This window comes from Streptomyces hesseae (assembly GCF_031845785.1).
Lineage (GTDB): Bacteria > Actinomycetota > Actinomycetes > Streptomycetales > Streptomycetaceae > Streptomyces > Streptomyces hesseae.
This window is the reverse complement of record NZ_JAVRFI010000021.1, coordinates 17750-36048: the sequence shown is the minus strand read 5'-3', so window position 1 is coordinate 36048 and position 18299 is coordinate 17750. Positions and strand designations below refer to the sequence as shown.

Here is an 18299-nt window from a genome sequence, read left to right as displayed (position 1 = left end):
TCACTTCGGGGCGTGTCGCTTCGGAAGGTGTCACTTCGGGGCGTGTCACTTCAGGACGAGCGAGGACCATTCCTTGACCCAGTGGTCGCGGTTCTTGGCGATCTTCTCCGGGGCGAGGGTCTGCGGGTCGGGGACCTGCGCGCCGTACCGGGTGAAGACCTCGGGCAGCTTGGCGTCCCGGACGACCGGCTTGACGTACATCTGGAGGGGCATGTCCTCCTGGAACGTCCGGCTCAGCATGAAGTCGATCAGGGCCTTGCCGCCCTCGGTGTTCTTCGTGCCCTTGAGCAGGCCGGCGAATTCGGTCTGCCGGAAGCAGGTGCCGGTCGCGACGCCGGTCGGGCCCTCCTTGGGCAGCGGGTTCGCGCCGACGACCTCGGCGGGCGGGCTGGAGGCGTAGGAGACGACGAGGGGCTTGTCGCCCTTGGCCTTCTTGCCACCCGCGGAGCCGGAGAAGCGCTCGTTGTAGGCCTGCTCCCAGCCGCTGACGGCCTCGACACCGTTGGCCTTCAGCTTGGTCCAGTAGTCCTTCCAGCCGTTGTCGCCGTACTTGGCGACGGTCGCGAGCTGGAAGGCGAGGCCGGGCGAGGAGGTGGCGGCGTTCTCGGTGACGAGGAGGTTCTTGTACTCCGGCTTGATCAGGTCGTCGAACGTCTTCGGCGGGTCCAGCTTGTGGTCGGCGAAGTACGCGCGGTCGTAGTTGACGCAGATCTCGCCGGTGTCGACGGGCGTGACGCGGTGCTCGGCGGCGTCGGCCTGGAACTCCTTGTCCACCCCGGCCAGGCCCTTGGCCTCGTAGGGGGTGAAGAGGCCGTTGTCGAGGGCCCGGGAGAGCAGGGTGTTGTCGACGCCGAAGAAGACATCGCCCTGCGGGTGGCTCTTGGAGAGGATCGCCTGGTTGACGGCCTGGCCGGCGTCGCCGCCCTTGACGACCTTGACCTTGTAGCCGGTCTGCTTGGTGAATTCCTGGAGCACGGAGTCCGAGGCGACGAACGAGTCGTGCGAGACGAGGGTGACGGTCTTGCCGCCCGACGCCTCATCGCCCTTGTCGCCGGAGCCGCCACAGGCGGCGAGCGCGGGAAGGCCGAGGGCGGCGACGGCCGTCGCCACGACGGCACGCCGAAGACTGGTGTTCATGGTGGTGCTGACTCCCTACGCCGGTACTAACCGGATCAGGTCCGAGGGTCTGCGGGCCGTGCCGCACTCTCAGCGCCCTGGGCGCTCCCCTGTCGGAATGTTCATTTGTGCGAAAGGCACCGTATCAGTGCCGTGTGAGAGGCGGGCGGCGGCGCCCGGGAGGCGCCGGCGCACCGCCGCTCAGCGCTCGGTGGCGGCCAGCTGGCCGCAGGCGCCGTCGATCTCCTGGCCGCGGGTGTCCCGTACGGTCACGGGCACGCCGTGCGCGGCGATGGCCTCGACGAAGGCCCGCTCGTCCTCCGGGCGGGACGCCGTCCACTTGGACCCGGGGGTGGGGTTGAGCGGGATCAGGTTGACGTGGACCCGCTTGCCCTTGAGGAGCCGGCCGAGCAGGTCGCCCCGCCAGGCCTGGTCGTTGATGTCGCGGATCAGGGCGTACTCGATGGAGATCCGGCGGCCGGACTTCTCCGCGTACTCCCAGGCGGCGTCCAGGACCTCGCGGACCTTCCAGCGGGTGTTGACCGGCACCAGGGTGTCGCGCAGCTCGTCGTCGGGCGCGTGCAGCGAGACCGCGAGACGGCACTTGAAGCCCTCGTCGGCGAACCGGTGCATGGCCGGGACCAGGCCGACCGTGGAGACGGTGATACCGCGCTGGGACAGGCCCAGGCCGTCCGGCTCCGGGTCGGTCAGCCGGCGGATGGCGCCGACGACGCGCTTGTAGTTGGCCAGCGGCTCGCCCATGCCCATGAAGACGATGTTGGACAGCCGCGCCGGGCCGCCGGGCACCTCGCCGTCGCGCAGGGCGCGCATGCCGTCGACGATCTGGTGGACGATCTCGGCGGTGGACAGATTGCGGTCCAGCCCGGCCTGGCCGGTGGCGCAGAACGGGCAGTTCATGCCGCAGCCCGCCTGGGAGCTGATGCACATGGTGACCCGGTCCGGGTAGCGCATCAGGACGGACTCGACGAGCTTGCCGTCGTGCAGCCGCCAGAGGGTCTTACGGGTCGTGTCGTCGTCGCACGAGATATGCCGCACCACGCTCATCAGGTCCGGCAGCAGCTCACCGGCGAGCTTCTCGCGGGCCGCCGCCGGGATGTCCGTCCACTGCGCCGGGTCGTGGGCGTAGCGGGCGAAGTAGTGCTGGGACAGCTGCTTGGCGCGGAACGGCTTCTCGCCGATCGCGGCGACGGCCTCGCGGCGCTCGGCGGGGCTGAGGTCGGCGAGGTGCCGCGGGGGCAGCTTGGCTCCGCGGGGGGCGACGAAAGTGAGTTCTCCGGGTGCAGGCATGGTCCCACCAGTGTCGCAGACATACGGAGGGGGCCCGCCGTCCTGTGGACGACGGACCCCTCACGTATCGAACACCTACCGAAAACCCCAGGTCAGGAGCGGTCGGGTACTAGGAGCCGACAAAGGCCACCATCAGCAGCCACACCACCGGCGCGGTCGGCAGGAGCGAGTCCAGCCGGTCCATGATCCCGCCGTGGCCGGGGAGCAGGGCACCCATGTCCTTGATCCCCAGATCCCGCTTGATCATGGATTCACCGAGGTCGCCGAGCGTGGCGCTGACCGCCACGGCGAGGCCCAGCAGCAGGCCCTGCCACCACACACCGTCGTCGATCAGCAGCTGCATGCACAGCGCGCCCGCCACCATCGCGAACAGCACCGCGCCGAGCAGGCCCTCGCGGGTCTTGCCGGGGCTGATGCGCGGCGCGAGCTTGTGCCTGCCGAACCGCCAGCCCACCGCGTACGCCCCGGTGTCGCTGACGACCGTCAGGATCAGGAACGTCAGCACCCGCCAGGCGCCGTCCTCCGCGGCCAGCATCAGCGCCACGAAGGTGGCGAGGAAGGGCACGTAGAACGCCGCGAAGATACCGGCCGTGACGTCCTTGAGGTAGTCGTCCGGCGCCTCCGTCATCCGCCAGACGAGCACGGCGAGCGCGGTGAAGGCCATGGCCACCCACGCGCCCTCGGCGCCGTTGACATAGCCGGCGACGATCATCGCGGCACCGCCGATGGCCAGCGGCACCAAGGGGGCCTTGATGTTCTTGCGCTCGGCGAGCCGGGACGTCAGCTCCCACAGCCCGACCACCACGGCGACCACGATCACGCCGAGGAAGACGGGCTTGTAGACGAACAGGGAGGCGAGGATCACCGCGCCGAGGCCGACCCCCACCCCTATCGCGGCACGCAGATCACGCCCCGCGCTCTTCTTCGCCGGGGGCCCCTGTGGGGCGGCGGGCTCCTGCGGCCGGATGTCGGGCTCCTGTTCATCGCGGAACAGGGGGCCACCGATGTGGGCGGCCCCCTGGTCACGGTCGGCTCCGTCGTCCTGGTATCCGCCTGATCCGGGCACAATGGGCATGGGCCGAGTCTGCGCCGCGTCACCCGCGACGTGCAGAGGACCCGCCGATGGGGGCACCTCCCGGCCGTAGCCGGGGGCGGTTCCCTGGCCGGTGGACCCCCAGTGGCCGGCGCGTGGCGGGGCTCCCCAGGATGCGTCGTTCATCAGACCTCGAGCAGCTCGGATTCCTTGTGCTTGAGCAGCTCGTCCACCTGCGCGACATACTTCGCGGTGGTGTCGTCGAGCTCCTTCTCCGCGCGGCGCACGTCGTCCTCGCCGGTCTCCTTGTCCTTGACCAGCTTGTCAAGAAGGTCCTTGGCCTTGCGGCGGACGGCGCGGATCGAGACCTTGGCGTCCTCGGCCTTGGTCTTGGCGACCTTGACGAAGTCGCGGCGGCGCTGCTCGGTGAGCTCGGGGAACGTCACCCGGATGATGTTGCCGTCGTTGCTCGGGTTGACGCCCAGGTCCGAGTCGCGGATGGCCTGCTCGATGTTGCGCAGCGCGCTCTTGTCGAACGGGGTGACCACGGCCATGCGCGGCTCGGGCACCGAGAACGACGCCAGCTGATTGATGGGCGTCAGCGCGCCGTAGTAGTCGGCCACGATCTTGTTGAACATCGCCGGGTGCGCACGCCCGGTGCGAATCGCCGCGAAGTCCTCCTTGGCGACCACAACGGCCTTCTCCATCTTCTCCTCGGCCTCGAGGAGGATCTCTTCGATCACCACTTGCTCCTGGTGTTATCAGTAAGCAGAGCCTCGCCCCTGCGCGCGTCTTCTCCTGCACGGTGTCCGACCGGCAGGCAGTTGTCCATCCCCGTGCCGAGGTCTTCCCCCGGCGCGGTGTTGCCGTCCATGGCGGGGGCGGCCGATTCCTCGGCCGCCCGGCGCGGACGGCGTACGGGCCTTGTCAGTCCCGCGTGCCCTGGTCGCTCACGAGCGTGCCGATCTTCTCACCCTTGACCGCGCGGGCGATGTTGCCCGCCGCGAGCAGCTCGAAGACCAGGATCGGCAGCTTGTTGTCCATGCACAGGCTGATCGCGGTGGCGTCGGCGACCTTGAGACCGCGAGCCAGCACCTCGCTGTACTCGAGGGCGTCGAACTTCACCGCGTCGGGGTTCTTCTTGGGGTCGGAGTCGTAGACCCCGTCGACGCCGTTCTTGCCCATGAGGATCGCCTCGGCGTGGATCTCCAGGGCGCGCTGGGCGGCGGTGGTGTCGGTGGAGAAGTAGGGCATGCCCATGCCCGCGCCGAAGATCACGACGCGGCCCTTCTCCAGGTGGCGCACGGCGCGCAGCGGGATGAACGGCTCGGCGACCTGGCCCATGGTGATACCGGTCTGGACCCGGGTCTCGACGCCTTCCTTGGCCAGGAAGTCCTGGAGGGCGAGGCTGTTCATCACGGTGCCGAGCATGCCCATGTAGTCCGAGCGTGCGCGGTCCATGCCGCGCTGCTGGAGCTCGGCGCCGCGGAAGAAGTTTCCGCCGCCGATGACCACGGCGATCTCGTAGCCCTCGCGGACCACGGCCGCGATCTCACGGGCGATGGCGTGCACGACATCGGGGTCGACGCCGAGTCCACCGCCACCAGCGAAGGCCTCACCTGACAGTTTCAGCAGGAACCGACGGCGTTTGTCCTGGTCGGTGCCGGTGTCACCGGCGGCCTGCGTGGCGTCCGCGCCCTGATTCATTGGAGTTCTCCTCGTGCACATACGAAGAAGGCCACTGCCGGATGGATCCTTTCGGTTCCCTCTGCGGCAATGGCCTCCTCGTCACATCAGCGGCCGGCCGGTGAGCGGCCGACTGCGTACGACCCTAGCGGGTCGCGGGTCATTCGCTGCCCTGCGGACGGCTCAGGCGCCGACGCGGATGCGGGCGAAGCGCTTCAGCGTGACGCCGGCCTCGTCCAGGATCTTCTGGACGGTCTTCTTGTTGTCCTTGGCGAAGGGCTGGTCCAGCAGGACCTGCTCCTTGAAGAAGCCGGTGACGCGACCCTCGACGATCTTCGCCAGGGCGGCCTCGGGCTTGCCCTCCTCGCGAGCGGTGGCCTCGGCGACGCGGCGCTCGTTCTCCACGGTCTCGGCCGGGATGGCGTCACGGGAGAGGAACTTCGGCGCGAAGGCGGCGATGTGCTGCGCGACGTCCTTGGCGACCTCGGCGTTGTCCTTGTCCAGCTCGACCAGGACACCGACCTGCGGGGGCAGGTCAGCGGCGGTGCGGTGCATGTAGGCGTAGACCTTGCCGTCGGCGAACTGCGCGAAGCGGTCCACGACGATCTTCTCACCGAGGGTGACGTTGGCCTCGTCCACGAACGCCTGGACGGTCTTGCCGGCCTCGATCTCGGAAGCCATGAGGGCCTCGACGTCGGCCGGGGCGCTCTTGGCGATGTGGGCGGCCAGGGCGTCGGCGACGGCGACGAACTTCTCACCCTTGGCGACGAAGTCCGTCTCGCACTTCAGCTCGACGATGACACCGGAGGTGTTGTCCTCGGCGATGAGGGAGGCGACGGCGCCGTTCTCGGTGGTACGGCTCTCGCGCTTGGCCACGCCCTTCAGGCCCTTGACGCGGACGATCTCGACGGCCTTCTCGAGGTTGCCCTCGGCCTCGTCGAGCGCCTTCTTGCAGTCCATCATGCCGGCGCCGGTCTGCTCACGGAGCTTCTTGACGTCAGCGGCGGTGTAGTTCGCCATCCTTCAATCCTTCTCGTCACTGCGCCCCGCCGTGCCACCCGGGCATCCGGCAGGGCTGGTCCGTCTTGAGGTCACCACACCTGTCGGCTCCCGTCCCGCTGACGGGGTCCGACAGTGGATCCGCCGGATGACGGCGGGGGCGTGACGCCCCCGCCGTCATCCGGTACGGCAAGGCGTCAGGCCTGCTCGGCGTCCGCGGCCGGCTTCTCGGCCTCGGCAGCCTCGGCGGCCGGCTCGGCGGCGGCCTCAGCGGCCGGCTCGGCAGCCTCGGCGGCCGGCTCGTCGGCCTTCTTCTCGCCCTCGAGCAGGTCGCGCTCCCACTCGGCCAGCGGCTCGCCGGCGGCCTTGTCGGCCTTGACGTCACCGGTGGCGGCACCGGAACGGGCGATGAGGCCCTCGGCGACGGCGTCGGCGATCACGCGGGTGAGCAGGGTGACGGAGCGGATGGCGTCGTCGTTGCCCGGGATCTTGTAGTCGACCTCGTCGGGGTCGCAGTTGGTGTCGAGGATGGCGACGACCGGGATGCGGAGCTTGCGCGCCTCACCGACGGCGATGTGCTCCTTCTTGGTGTCCACGATCCAGACGGCGCTCGGCACCTTCTGCATCTCGCGGATACCACCGAGGGTCTTCTCCAGCTTGGCCTTCTCGCGGGAGAGGACCAGGAGCTCCTTCTTGGTGAGGCCGGAGGCGGCCACGTCCTCGAAGTCGATGAGCTCGAGCTCCTTCAGGCGCTGGAGGCGCTTGTAGACGGTCGAGAAGTTGGTGAGCATGCCGCCCAGCCAGCGCTGGTTGACGTAGGGCATGCCGACGCGCGTCGCCTGCTCGGCGATGGCCTCCTGGGCCTGCTTCTTCGTACCGACGAACATGACGGAGCCACCGTGCGCGACGGTCTCCTTGACGAACTCGTAGGCGCGGTCGATGTACGACAGCGACTGGAGCAGGTCGATGATGTAGATGCCGTTGCGCTCCGTGAAGATGAAACGCTTCATCTTCGGGTTCCAACGACGGGTCTGGTGACCGAAGTGGACGCCGCTCTCCAGCAGCTCCCGCATCGTGACGACGGCCATGGCCGCGCTCCTTGAAATACTCGGTTCCACGACGGCCGGGCGGCCGCCGCTCCTGACGCCCCGACGCGCCTGCCGCGAACGAATCCCTTGCGAGGAGCCGTTTCACGGACCGAGAGACACGGCCACCGTGCTGCCCGAGAGGGTCTGACGCGTCAGTGGCGGGGCGTGCGAAGTCGACCCGGTGACCCGGATCGCCATGAGAAGTGTACGGGACCGGAGAACCCCCGGGTGACGGCGTTGTCCACAACCCGCGAGTAGTCCACAGATCCCGTTCAAGATCCCCACGGTCCGCCGGTCCCCGCCATGGTTACTCCATGCGACGACCCGACTTCCCTCCCGGGCTCTCTCCCGGACTCTCCGCCCGGCTGCGCGGCACGGCCGGACGAGCACTCGCGCTCTGCGCTCTCACAGTCCTGGTCATGGTCCTGGCCTGCGCGACAGCCGTGTCCGGCCCCGCTCCCCCGGCCCCCGGGCCACCGCGCCCCGGAGGTGACCGGTCCTGGCCCGTCGCGGGCGCCCGAGGCGCCCGGCCCCTGGTCCTACGGGCCTGGGAACCGCCCCCGGCACGCTGGGCGGCGGGCCACCGGGGCGTCGACCTCGTGGCCGGGCCCGGCCGGCCGGTCCGTGCGGCCACCCCGGGACGGATCTCCTTCGCGGGCCGGATCGCGGGGCGAGGAGTGGTGTCGGTGGAGCTCGCCCCCGCATTGCGGACGACATACGAGCCCGTACGGGCGACGGTCCGCGAGGGCGACCACGTCAGCGCCGGCCAGACGATCGGCGTCCTCGAGGCGGGCTCGGCCCACTGCCCGGGCCACGGCTGTCTGCACTGGGGCCTGCGCCACGGGGAGGACTATCTCGACCCGCTGACCCTCCTGCCCCCATGGATACTGCGCCGCGCCCCGTCCCGGCTGTGGCCGGTGGAGGGAGTGGGCCCCCTTCTAGCCGCAGACGCCCCGCAGGGCCATGGCGACGGCCGCCTCCGTGATCCGGTCCGGTTCCTCCGCGGCGCCGAGCTCGATGCGGCGCACGGCGGCGTCGACGACTCCCTGGAGGAGCATGGCCGCCAGTCGGGGCTGGTCGTGGCCGAGGGTCTCCAGCGCCTCGACGACCATGGCGATCAGGCCGCCGTGGGCGGCGCGGATCTTCTCCCGGGCGCCGGGGTCCAGCTCACCCGCGGAGATGGCGACCACGGCCCGGTGGCGGCGGTCGCCGACGAGCGACAGCTGCTGCCGCACATATGCCTCGATCTTCCCCCCGGGCGTGTCGGCGCGCTCCATGGCGGCCTCGACCTCCGCCGCCCAGACGGGGAAGTCCACGGCGCACAGCTCTTCGACGACGGCGGCGCGGGAGCGGAAGTACTCATAGACCGAGGACCGTGCGAGCCCGGTGCGCTCGGCGAGGGCGGGGAAGGTCAGGGCCTCCGTCCCGCCTTCGGACAGCAAGGAGCGCGCGGCGTCCAGGAGGGCGCCGCGCTGCATCGTCCGGTGCTCGGCCACTGAGGCCGCTCGAATCCTGGGCACGGTCCCACTTTACGGACACGCCGCGTCGGGGACGACGTTGGAGGGACGATTCAGCGTCCGACGTCCGCCAGCTTGGCCCTCAGCTGGAGGACGGACTTGGTGTGGATCTGGCTGACCCTGCTCTCGGTGACCCCGAGCACGTGGCCGATCTCGGCGAGGGTGAGTCCCTCGTAGTAGTAGAGGGTGACCACGGTCTTCTCCCTGTCGGGGAGGGTGTTGATCGCCCGGGCCAGCAGCCGGCGCAGTTCGTGGTCCTCGGCCACCTCGACGGGGTCGTCGGCGGCGGTGTCCTCCAGGGTGTCCATCAGGCTGAGCCGGTCGCCGCCCTCGCCGCCGACGTGCAGCAGCTCCTCCAGGGCCACCACATTGGCCAGCGACAACTGACTGAAGACGGAGTGGAGTTCCTCCAGGGAGATGTCCATCTCGGCCGCGACCTCCGCCTCGGAGGGGGTGCGGCGCAGGGCGGCTTCCAGGGTGGCGTAGGCGCGCTCGACGGCACGGGCCTTCTGCCGGACCGAGCGGGGGATCCAGTCCAGGGCCCGCAGTTCGTCGATCATGGCGCCCCGGATGCGGGTGATCGCATAGGTCTCGAACTTGATGGAGCGGGTGGGGTCGAACTTCTCGATGGCGTCGATCAGGCCGAAGATCCCGGAGGAGACGAAGTCGGCCTGCTCGACATTGGGCGGCAGCCCGACGCTGACGCGGCCCGCCACGTATTTCACCAGGGGTGAGTAGTGGAGGATCAGTTGCTCCCGCAGCCGGTCGTCGCCCGAGGCCTTGTACGACCGCCACAGCTCGTCGAGCGTCGAGGGTGCGGGAGGGCGCACGGCGCCGCGCGCTGCGGGCGGTGCCGCCGCGCGGTCGGACCCGGAGGTGTGCTGGGGCATTCGTCGTTTTGAGCCGTTCTGCTGTGACTTGGATCGGGTAGTACGAATGGCTGGATTCCGTGAGCGTAGCGTGACCGTGGCGCTGCGGTGAGCGATGAGCCCCTCCGGTATTGGTGGAGGGGCGCGGATGTCCTCCGCAGGTCCGCGTTCCGCGGCGGCGGCCATCGGGGCGCCCGGGGCCGCGCGGAGCCCGCCGTATCGGCCGGCTCGGCCCACCCCTTAACCCTTTCACCCGATCACCCCAGGTCAAGCACCGCCTCGCCGCGCGCCGGGGCGCCGTCCGAGGGGCTTGGAGGTCCCCGAGGTTGACGCCGCGTCAGCCAACTGCCAGAGATCGCCCAGTCGTTCCACGAACCCCAGCGCCTGGAGTTCGTACAGACTGCCGAGTGTCCGGTCCGGGCCCATCCCGGCGTTCCGGGCAATGAGCGCGAGCTCGGCGCCGCCTTTTCCGGGGACGGCTTCCAGTGTTCTGGCGGCCGCTTCGGGCAGCAGATCCCTGGCCACGACGGGTCCCCTGCGCTCGGGGGCCAGCTCGCCCATGTCGCCGATCAGCTCGGTGATCTCGTCGGCGTCGGTCACCAGACAGGCTCCTTCCCGCAGCAGTTCATGGACCCCGGCGGAGAGGCCCGAGGTGACCGGCCCGGGCACTCCCATGGTGTGGCGTCCCAGTTGTCGCGCGTGGCGCGCGGTGACGAGCGAGCCGCTGCGGTATTCGGCTTCCACGACCACGGTGCCCCGGGTGAGCGCGGCGATCACACGGTTGCGCAGGACGAAGCGGCTGCGCGTGGGGTGCCCACCGGGTGGCAACTCGGCCAGAACGAGACCTTGTTCCGCGATCCGGCCGAGCAACTCGGCGTGTCCGCGCGGATAGGGCACGTCGATTCCCGAGGCCAGTACCGCCATGGTGGCCCCGCCGGCGGCCAGCGCGCCCCGGTGAGCGGCCCCGTCGACGCCGAAGGCAGCGCCTGAGACGACCACCCATCCGCGCTCCGCGAGTCCGGAGCCGAGCACGGCCGCCACATAGGACCCGTAGTCGGTGCAGGCGCGGGCTCCGACGACGGCGACCGACCGCAGCGCCCACAGTCGTACATTCGGACTGCCATGGACCCAGAGGCCGATGGGGCGGGCGTCCCCCAGGTCGTTGAGCTGTCCGGGCCATTCGACGTCGCCCGGGCAGATGAAGCGCCCGCCCATCCGGGCGACGGTGGCGAGGTCGCGGGCCGGGTCGCGGTGGGCGGCGCGGGCCCGGCAGCCTTCGAGCCGGTCCGGACGGGCTCCCTTCGGCGGCGGTCCCGCCCCGGTCAGGCCGTGGAGCAGGGCCTCGGCACCCATCTCCCTCAGCCAGCGGCCCACGTGTTCGTCCCCCGGCTCCGTCAGCCCCGTGAGCGCGGCACGCGCCAGCCGTTCCCGCGGTCCGGGCCCGCTCATGTCCAGCCTCCGGCGGGGACCGAGCCGCGCCGGACGCCCGTGCGCAGTTCCAGTGCCTGGGCCACGTCCCCGACGTCCGGCCGGGGGTGCCCGGCGAGGTCCGCGATCGTCCAGGCGACCCGGAGGACCCGGTCCAGCCCTCGCGCCGTCAGCAGTCCGCGCTCCATGTCCCGTTCGGCCTCGGCGAGGGCGCCGGGTGGCATGCTCCAGCGGGTGCGCAGCTCATGTCCCGGTACTTCGCTGTTGGTGCGCCAGGGTGTGCCGGTGTACCGGGCGGCGGCTCGCTCGCGGGCGAGGCGGACGCGCGCGGCGACATCGGCCGTGGACTCCGCCGGAGGGCCGGTGAGCTCGGCGCGGGCCACAGGTTCGACGGCCACTCGAAGATCCACACGGTCCATCAGCGGCCCGGACAGCCGCCCCAGATAGCGTTTGACGGCCCGGGGCGGGCAGTCGCAGCCGTCGCCGGTCATACCGCGCCGGCCACAGGGGCAGGGGTTGGCCGCGAGGGTGAGCAGAAAGGCGGCGGGGAGGCGCATCACTCCGCCGGTGCGGGCGACGACGACGTGTCCGGACTCGAGCGGCTGGCGCAGGGCGTCGAGCACTCTGCCGGAAAACTCAGGGGCTTCGTCGAGGAAAAGTACGCCGTTGTGCGCGAGGGAGACGGCTCCCGGCCGGGGCAGCCCGGAGCCGCCGCCGATCAGCGCGGGCATGGACGCCGAGTGATGGGGCGCGCAGTAGGGGGCGCGGTCGATCAGGGGCTGGCCTGCGGGCAGGGTCCCGGCGACGGAATGGACTGCTGTGACTTCGAGTGATTCTTGGGGTGTGAGAGGCGGGAGCAGTCCGGGAAGTCGTTCGGCCAGCATGGTCTTGCCGGCCCCCGGGCTGCCCACGAAAAGCAGGTGGTGACGTCCGGCGGCGGCCACCTCCAGTGCCCGGCGGGCCCTGGCCTGTCCGGCGACCTCGGCGAGGTCGGGCGGGCGCTCGCCGGGCCGGGCCCCGAACCCGCCGCCGGCGCCCGGTACCGCCAGCCCCGCGAGCATGGGGTCGGGCCGCCCCTCCCCCGGTGGCTCCTCGTCCTCCTCGGGGACGGGCTCGTCCGCCAGCACCGCGATCAGCTGACGCAGGCTGCGAACGCCCAGCACGGACACCCCGGGCACCAGGGCGGCCTCGGCCGCCGTGCGTTCGGGGACGACGACCTGGCGGTATCCGGCGTCGGCGGCGGCCAGGACGGCGGGGAGGATGCCGCGCACGGGACGGACCCGGCCGTCGAGACCGAGCTCGCCGATCATCATCAGGTCGGCGATCGCCCTGGGGTCGATCCGCTCGGCGGCACCGAGGACCGCGCAGGCGACGGCGAGGTCGAAGCCGCTGCCGCCCTTGGGCACGGAGGCCGGGCTGAGGCCCACGGTGAGCTTCTTCTGCGGCCAGTCCGCGCCCGAGTTCACCACGGCGGCCCTCACCCTGTCCCGGCTCTCGCTGAGGGATTTGTCCGGCAGGCCGACGAGGGTGAAGGCGGCCACTCCCGGCTCCAGATCGGCCTGGACCTCGACCACCACGCCGTCCACCCCGGTCAGGGCGACCGAGCACGTCCGCGCGAAGCCCATCACGCCACCCCCTTGGCGTGCTCGACGAGGGGCGCGCCCCGGTCCGGGACGACCACGCCCACGAGATCGATGCGCACTCCGCCCGGTGGGGCTCCGCCGTGGTGGGCCAGCCACCGCTCGGCGAGCTCGCGCAGCCGCGCGGCCTTGGTGGCCGTGACGGCGGCCATCGGATGTTCGAACCGCCCCGCGCGGCGGGCCTTCACCTCGCAGATCACCAGGACGTCGCCGTCCAGGGCCACGATGTCCAGCTCACCGGCGCGGCACCGCCAGTTGCGGGCCAGCACGGCCATCCCGGCCCCGGTCAGCCGGCGTGCCGCCAGATCCTCCCCGTACCTGCCGAGCCCCCCTCGGGCGTTCATCGGCACCACCTCCCGGTGCCGACTATGACGCCCCCGCCCCCAACTTTTGGATCTTGGTGGATAACTCGGTGGTTGTGGAAAACCCCGTCACCCGATCAGTGAATGAACGGACCAATCACAAACGGACCAATCGCAAACGGTCCGATCACGTCCCCGGCAGATCAAGATCGGTCTTGTTGAGCTCCTCGATGTTCACGTCCTTGAACGTGAGCACCCGGACCTGCTTCACAAAGCGCGCCGGCCGGTACATGTCCCACACCCACGCGTCCGCCATCGAGACCTCGAAGAAGACCTCGCCCTGTACCGAGTGCACCTGCATCTCGTAGTCGTTCGTCAGGTAGAAACGGCGCTCGGTCTCGATCACGTATTTGAACAGACCGACGACGTCGCGGTACTCCCGGTAGAGCTTCAGCTCCATCTCGGTCTCGTACTTCTCGAGGTCCTCGGCGCTCATGGCATGTTCCCCTTCAGCCGTGCGTCCCCCCATTGTGCGTCAGGCGCGCTCGGTCTCCAGGAGCACCGGCGTACTCGGGGGTCCCTCGTCGAGCAGCGCCCGCAGCAGCCCGGCGAGTCTGGTCGGGTACACCGTCTCATGCGTCGCGAGCAGTTCTTCGCAGGTCCACCAGCGCAGCCCCGAGAGGCTGCGCCGCTCCAGCTCCGTCCCGCCGCCGGACCAGGTGGGCCGCTGTGCGGTACGGGCCAGGTAGTAGCGCTCGTCCTGTTCCCAGCGGCGGCCGTCGAAGGGGAACGAGCAGCTGCGCGTCCAGAGCACCGGGCCGAGTTCGATCTCGGTGACGCCCGTCTCCTCGGCCAGCTCACGGCGCGCGGCCTCCTCCCAGCCCTCGTCGCCCTCCAGTCCCCCGCCGGGGGTGAACCACCAGGTGGTGCCGGGGTCGTCCGGCTCGTAGCCGTGCAGCAGCAGAATCCGGTCGTCGGGGTCCAGCAGGACGACCCGGGCGGCCCGCCGCGTAGCGCTGCCACCACCGCCGTCACCGGCCGCCGCCTCAGTCATGCCGCGTCCCCGCCGCCTCACCCACAGCCACCGCCACGGCCGTCTCACCCATGCCCATGGGCCACCGCCGCCTTCCCGCCGCGTGCCGCCCGCTGCGCGAGCGCGCCCACCGCCGCACCTCCCAGGATGAGCACCGCGCCCGCCACCACGCACGTCGTGATCAGGGGCAGCGGGCCCGGCCGGGACGTGCCGCCGGGCAGCCCCGCGAAGCCACCGGGGCGCTCGATCATGCCCCAGCCGGACACCGGCCAGGCCTTGGCGTCCACCCGGGCCCGTACCGCGTCGCGCGGCACCGTGCCCTGTCCCGCCTCGGTCATATGGCTGCGGGAGTCCAGCGAGTCGGAACGGTGGTCGCCGAGGAGGAACAGCCTGCCCTCGGGGACGGTGGCCGAGAAGCCGGTGGGCGAGGCCGGGCCGGAACCCTCCAGATAGGGCTCCTCCACAGGCTTGCCGTTGATCGTCAGACGGCCCTGTTTGTCACAGCACTCGATGTGATCCCCACCGACGCCGACGACCCGTTTGACCATCGGGACGTTGCCCCAGACCTCGTCCTCGAAGACGACCACGTCCCCGCGCCGCACCTCGCCGCCGTCGATCCGCTGGGCGAGGATCCGGTCGCCGCGCCCGATCGTGGGCGCCATGGAATCCGTGGGCACGGTGTACGGCCGGTACAGCAGGGCGGCCCAGCCGAAGCCGCCGAGGAAGAGCAGACAGCCGACGGCCACGGCCAGCCCGGACAGTACCCTGCCCGCGCGGCCGCGGCCGTCGGCGCCACGTTGCACTCCGCTCATCGCGTCCCCATCCCCCGTCCGCCGGTCCGAAGATGCCCGCACCCTACCCGGGGGTACGGGCTTCGGTCAGCCCCTGGCGGAGGCCGATGGGGAACGGCCCGTCACACGGCCCGTCGCACGGCTCGTCAACCCTTCGCGGCGGGGACGACCACGATGGACCGCTCGGCCTTCCGCAAGGTCCGGCGCCGGCGCCACAGCACCAGCGGCACCGCGCCCGCGAGCCCGAACACCGGCGGGGCGGCGGCCGCCGCCGCGCTCAGCCCCGGCTGGTCGAAGGTGCCGGGGACGGGCAGCGTCGCCCAGCGGTTGATCGGCCAGGCGACGACGATCGCGCGGCCGACGACCTCGTCCTCCGAGACCGTGCCCTGGAACCTGTCGAGCTCCTGGTGGTAGCGGGAGTCGAGGGAGTCCTGGCGGTGGTCGCCCATCACCCAGATCCGGCCCTTGGGCACCTTGATCGGGCCGAAGGGCTTGTCACCGCAGGGCGTGTTCCCGGGGAAGATGTACGGCTCGTCGAGCGCCTTGCCGTTGACCGTCACCGGCTCGTTGTTGCCCTTGCACTCGACGGTGTCGCCGCCGACCGCGATGACCCGCTTGATCAGGTCCTTCTCCTCGGCCGAGGGCATCAGGCCGATGAAGCTGAGCACCTTCTGGACGCCGCCTGCCACCGGGCCCTGGTCGGTGGCAGGGCTCTCGCCCAGCCAGCCGCCCGGATCGTGGAAGACGACGACCTCGCCGCGCTCGGGTTTCGAGCCGAACCACGGCGTGAGCTTGTCCACCAGCACCCGGTCGCCGCGCTGGAGGGTGTTCTGCATCGACTCGGAGGGAATCGAGAACGCCTGCACCAGGAAGGTCTTGATGAGCAGCGCGAGCACCAGCGCGATGCCGATGAGGAGCGGCAGCTCCTTCCAGAAGGATCGTTGCTTCTTGGGCTCGTCGCGGCGCGCGCCACGGCCCTCGCCGCCGCTGCCGCCGCGCCCCGCGCCGTCCTCGGACGCGGGGGGCTCCGAGGACGTCACCGTCGTGGCGTCCTGGCCGGGCCCGGCCGCCTGGGACCTGGCCTCCTGCGGCACATCGCCGCCGGACGGTTCCCCGGACGGCTCATCCGTCCGCCCGGGCCGCCTTTCGGGCTCTCCGTGACCGGAACGCGCGCCGACCGCCACATCCCCCACATCCACTCCTCACTCCACGCTGCCGCCCGCGATACGTACGACGCAGGCCCATCACTCCCATAACGAGCGGGAGTTCCGCAGGGGTCGGGAGCAGGATCAATCCTTCATGATCCGTGGGGGACAGACTATGCGGCGAACCGCCCGCTCGCGCATCCGCGCGCGGCGCGTCCCGTACCGAAGCGTACGTGCCCGGCTCGGTCAGCCGCCGCCAGTGGTCCAGCGGCCAGGCGATCAGCACCGCACGCCCCACCACCCCGTCCTCCGCGACGGTTCCCTGCCCCGGCTGGTCCAGGTGGTAGCGCGAGTCGGCCGAGTCGGAACGGTGGTCCCCCATGACGAAGAGCCGGCCCTTGGGGACCTTCACGTCGAACGTCATCTGGGAAGGAGGATTTCCCGGATGGACGTAGGGTTCGTCGAGCGGCGTTCCGTTGACCGTGATTTTGCCGTCCTTGTCGCAGCACTTGACCCTGTCGCCGCCGACGCCCACCACTCGCTTGATGAGGTCCTGCTCGTCGGCCGAGGGCAGCAGGCCGATGAAGGTGAGCGCCTGCTTGGCCTGTTTGATCCCCACCGGGTCGTTGCGGGACTTCCACTCGTCGCCGAGCCATCCCCCGGGGTCCTTGAAGACCACCACGTCGCCGCGCTGCGGCCGGGTCCCGAACCAGGGCGTCAGCTTGTCGACCAGCACCCGGTCGCCGATCCGGATGGTCTCCTCCATCGAGCCGGACGGGATCACGAAGGCCTGGACGAGGAACGTCTTCAGTACCAGGGCGATCAGCACCGCGACGCCTATGAGGATCGGCACTTCCTTGAGCACCGAGCGCTGCCGGCGGCGGCGCTGCTTCGTGGCGGTCCGTTTCGCGGCCCTGCGCCGCTCCGCCCGTCCCCCGGTCCCCGGGGGCGGCCGGTCCCCGGGCGCCGCCACCGGGCGGGCGGCCGGCGCGGCCGTACGGACGCCGGTGCGGCCCCTGCTACCCATGCGGGCCACCTACCCCGTGCCCCGGGCCCGGAGCGGGTACGTCCGCGAAGGCGCCGGTCCGGCCCAGGGAGGTCATCCGGCCCAGCGGCCAGCCGATCCAGTCGGCGCGTCCGATGACGCGGTCCACCGGAACCATGCCGCCGCCCGGCTCGCCCAGATGGTCCCGGGAGTCACGGGAGTCGCTGCGATGGTCACCCATGACCCATAGCTTGCCCTCCGGCACCACCACATCGAACGGAACTTGGGAGGGAACGTCCCCCGGGTAGAGGTATTCCTCCAGCACCGGATGGCCGTTGATCTCCAGCCTGCCCCACTTGTCGCAGCAGCGGACCCGGTCGCCGCCGACGCCGACGACGCGCTTGATGTAGTCGGTCTCGGAGGGGCGCATCAGCCCGACGGCCGCCGCGCCCTTGCGGATGACCGTGGTCACCGCGTTCTCCGAGGGCCCCTCCTGGACGAAGGAGTCGGTGCCGTCGAAGACGATCACATCGCCCCGGCCCGGCTCGTCCCCGAAGCGATAGGCGAGCTTGTTGACGAGCACCCGGTCGCCGACCTGGAGGGTCTTCTCCATCGACCCGCTGGGGATCAGGAAGGGCTGCACCACATAGCCGCTGACCAGCAGCAGTGAGACCAGGCAGAGGGAGAGCAGCACCCCGGCGCGCCGCAGCGGCCCGCCGTCCGCGTACCAGCGCCAGGCGGCCTTGAGCCGGGAACGCCAGGAACGCCGGGTAAGCCGGGAAAAACGCGCGGAGCGCGACCCCTGCTCCTCACCCTGTGCGGGTTCGGGAGAGCGGTCGCGCTCCGGAAGCGATGCGAGCTGTGCGTCGGTGTCCATCGGGCCGAAAGCCTATCCGGCCGTTCCCGGACGCCGTCGGGAAGCTCAGTTGTCGCGCTTCTCCTTGATCTTCGCGGCCTTGCCGCGCAGCTCACGGAGGTAGTACAGCTTGGCGCGGCGGACGTCACCGCGGGTGATGAGCTCGACCTTCTCGAAGATCGGGCTGTGCACCGGGAAGGTGCGCTCGACGCCGACGGAGAAGGAAACCTTGCGGACCGTGAAGGTCTCGCTGATGCCCGCGCCCTGGCGGCGGATGACGACACCCTTGAACTGCTGGATGCGGGAGCGGTTGCCCTCGATGACGCGAACGTGGACGTTCACGGTGTCACCGGGACGGAAGGCCGGGACGTCGGTGCGCAGCGAAGCGGCGTTGACGCCGTCGAGCAGGGAAGACATATTCGTCTGCTTCCTCGCCGATGCCACAGGTCATCAGCGGAATTCGTACGGAAAAGAGAAAGGTACCTCGCACACCGGGCGGACGT

Annotated in this window: 19 protein-coding genes, 1 pseudogene and 1 riboswitch; of the genes and pseudogenes, 1 reads left to right on the top strand and 19 read right to left on the bottom strand. The window is 70.7% G+C overall.

All coding sequences use genetic code 11. The features are described from left to right. Window positions 1-45: 45 nt before the first annotated feature. The 7 genes from RM609_RS26295 to rpsB form a co-directional block, all read right to left on the bottom strand. The gene (locus RM609_RS26295; protein ID WP_311614047.1) at window positions 46-1137 is read right to left on the bottom strand and encodes a thiamine ABC transporter substrate-binding protein; all 1092 of its coding nucleotides are present in this window, start codon (window positions 1135-1137) and stop codon (window positions 46-48) included. Continuing rightward, window positions 1133-1238: riboswitch (TPP riboswitch) on the bottom strand. (Overlaps the previous gene by 5 nt.) 79 nt (window positions 1239-1317) lie before the next feature. Continuing rightward, window positions 1318-2424, bottom strand: coding sequence for a dual-specificity RNA methyltransferase RlmN (gene rlmN, locus RM609_RS26290; RefSeq protein ID WP_229349131.1), 1107 nt, complete (start codon window positions 2422-2424; stop codon window positions 1318-1320). 109 nt (window positions 2425-2533) lie between these two features. Continuing rightward, window positions 2534-3643: a phosphatidate cytidylyltransferase gene (locus RM609_RS26285; protein WP_311614046.1), complete on the bottom strand. Its 1110-nt coding sequence runs from the start codon at window positions 3641-3643 to the stop codon at window positions 2534-2536. Beyond that, window positions 3643-4200, bottom strand: a complete 558-nt coding sequence (frr, locus tag RM609_RS26280) for a ribosome recycling factor (protein WP_311614045.1) — start codon at window positions 4198-4200, stop codon at window positions 3643-3645. The genes RM609_RS26285 and frr overlap by 1 nt, the downstream gene beginning before the upstream one ends. Window positions 4201-4384: 184 nt before the next feature. Further along, window positions 4385-5164 (bottom strand): UMP kinase, encoded by a 780-nt coding sequence (gene pyrH, locus RM609_RS26275; RefSeq protein ID WP_311614044.1) that lies wholly within the window; start codon window positions 5162-5164, stop codon window positions 4385-4387. A gap of 162 nt (window positions 5165-5326) precedes the next feature. Continuing rightward, entirely contained in the window at window positions 5327-6163 is an 837-nt protein-coding gene (gene tsf, locus RM609_RS26270) for a translation elongation factor Ts (protein ID WP_311614043.1), read from the bottom strand. Between the two features lie 176 nt (window positions 6164-6339). Next, window positions 6340-7230, bottom strand: a complete 891-nt coding sequence (rpsB, locus tag RM609_RS26265) for a 30S ribosomal protein S2 (protein WP_311614042.1) — start codon at window positions 7228-7230, stop codon at window positions 6340-6342. A gap of 314 nt (window positions 7231-7544) precedes the next feature. Between rpsB and RM609_RS26260 the strand changes: the two are divergent. Beyond that, window positions 7545-8033 (top strand): annotated as a pseudogene (locus RM609_RS26260) (peptidoglycan DD-metalloendopeptidase family protein); the annotation flags it as partial. 135 nt (window positions 8034-8168) lie between these two features. On the opposite strand, the gene RM609_RS26255 reads toward RM609_RS26260, so the two are convergent. The 12 genes from RM609_RS26255 to rplS form a co-directional block, all read right to left on the bottom strand. Further along, the gene (locus RM609_RS26255; protein WP_311614117.1) at window positions 8169-8726 is read right to left on the bottom strand and encodes a TetR/AcrR family transcriptional regulator; all 558 of its coding nucleotides are present in this window, start codon (window positions 8724-8726) and stop codon (window positions 8169-8171) included. 74 nt (window positions 8727-8800) lie between these two features. Then, window positions 8801-9637 carry an RNA polymerase sigma factor WhiG gene (gene whiG, locus RM609_RS26250; protein ID WP_229349119.1) on the bottom strand — a complete coding sequence of 279 codons (837 nt, stop codon included), beginning with the start codon at window positions 9635-9637 and terminating at the stop codon, window positions 8801-8803. A gap of 246 nt (window positions 9638-9883) precedes the next feature. Further along, a complete protein-coding gene (gene dprA / locus RM609_RS26245) occupies window positions 9884-11065 on the bottom strand; it encodes a DNA-processing protein DprA (protein ID WP_311614041.1) in 1182 nt (393 codons plus the stop codon). Beyond that, window positions 11062-12669, bottom strand: coding sequence for a YifB family Mg chelatase-like AAA ATPase (locus RM609_RS26240; RefSeq protein ID WP_311614040.1), 1608 nt, complete (start codon window positions 12667-12669; stop codon window positions 11062-11064). The genes dprA and RM609_RS26240 overlap by 4 nt, the downstream gene beginning before the upstream one ends. Further along, entirely contained in the window at window positions 12669-13028 is a 360-nt protein-coding gene (locus RM609_RS26235; protein WP_311614039.1) for a YraN family protein, read from the bottom strand. Before RM609_RS26235 ends, RM609_RS26240 begins: the two co-directional genes overlap by 1 nt. A 145-nt stretch (window positions 13029-13173) precedes the next feature. Beyond that, window positions 13174-13482, bottom strand: coding sequence for a DUF2469 domain-containing protein (locus tag RM609_RS26230; protein WP_126916304.1), 309 nt, complete (start codon window positions 13480-13482; stop codon window positions 13174-13176). A 39-nt stretch (window positions 13483-13521) separates the two neighbouring features. Continuing rightward, window positions 13522-14040, bottom strand: a complete 519-nt coding sequence (locus tag RM609_RS26225) for an NUDIX hydrolase (protein ID WP_311614038.1) — start codon at window positions 14038-14040, stop codon at window positions 13522-13524. 44 nt (window positions 14041-14084) lie between these two features. Further along, window positions 14085-14831 (bottom strand): signal peptidase I, encoded by a 747-nt coding sequence (lepB, locus tag RM609_RS26220; protein WP_311614037.1) that lies wholly within the window; start codon window positions 14829-14831, stop codon window positions 14085-14087. Between the two features lie 125 nt (window positions 14832-14956). Further along, window positions 14957-15994, bottom strand: coding sequence for a signal peptidase I (lepB, locus tag RM609_RS26215; protein WP_311614116.1), 1038 nt, complete (start codon window positions 15992-15994; stop codon window positions 14957-14959). After that, window positions 15933-16982 carry a signal peptidase I gene (lepB, locus tag RM609_RS26210; RefSeq protein WP_311614036.1) on the bottom strand — a complete coding sequence of 350 codons (1050 nt, stop codon included), beginning with the start codon at window positions 16980-16982 and terminating at the stop codon, window positions 15933-15935. The genes lepB (RM609_RS26215) and lepB (RM609_RS26210) overlap by 62 nt, the downstream gene beginning before the upstream one ends. Next, window positions 16975-17817, bottom strand: a complete 843-nt coding sequence (gene lepB / locus RM609_RS26205) for a signal peptidase I (RefSeq protein WP_311614035.1) — start codon at window positions 17815-17817, stop codon at window positions 16975-16977. The genes lepB (RM609_RS26210) and lepB (RM609_RS26205) overlap by 8 nt, the downstream gene beginning before the upstream one ends. A 45-nt stretch (window positions 17818-17862) precedes the next feature. Beyond that, window positions 17863-18213 (bottom strand): 50S ribosomal protein L19, encoded by a 351-nt coding sequence (gene rplS, locus RM609_RS26200; protein ID WP_311614034.1) that lies wholly within the window; start codon window positions 18211-18213, stop codon window positions 17863-17865. Between the last annotated feature and the right edge of the window lie 86 nt (window positions 18214-18299).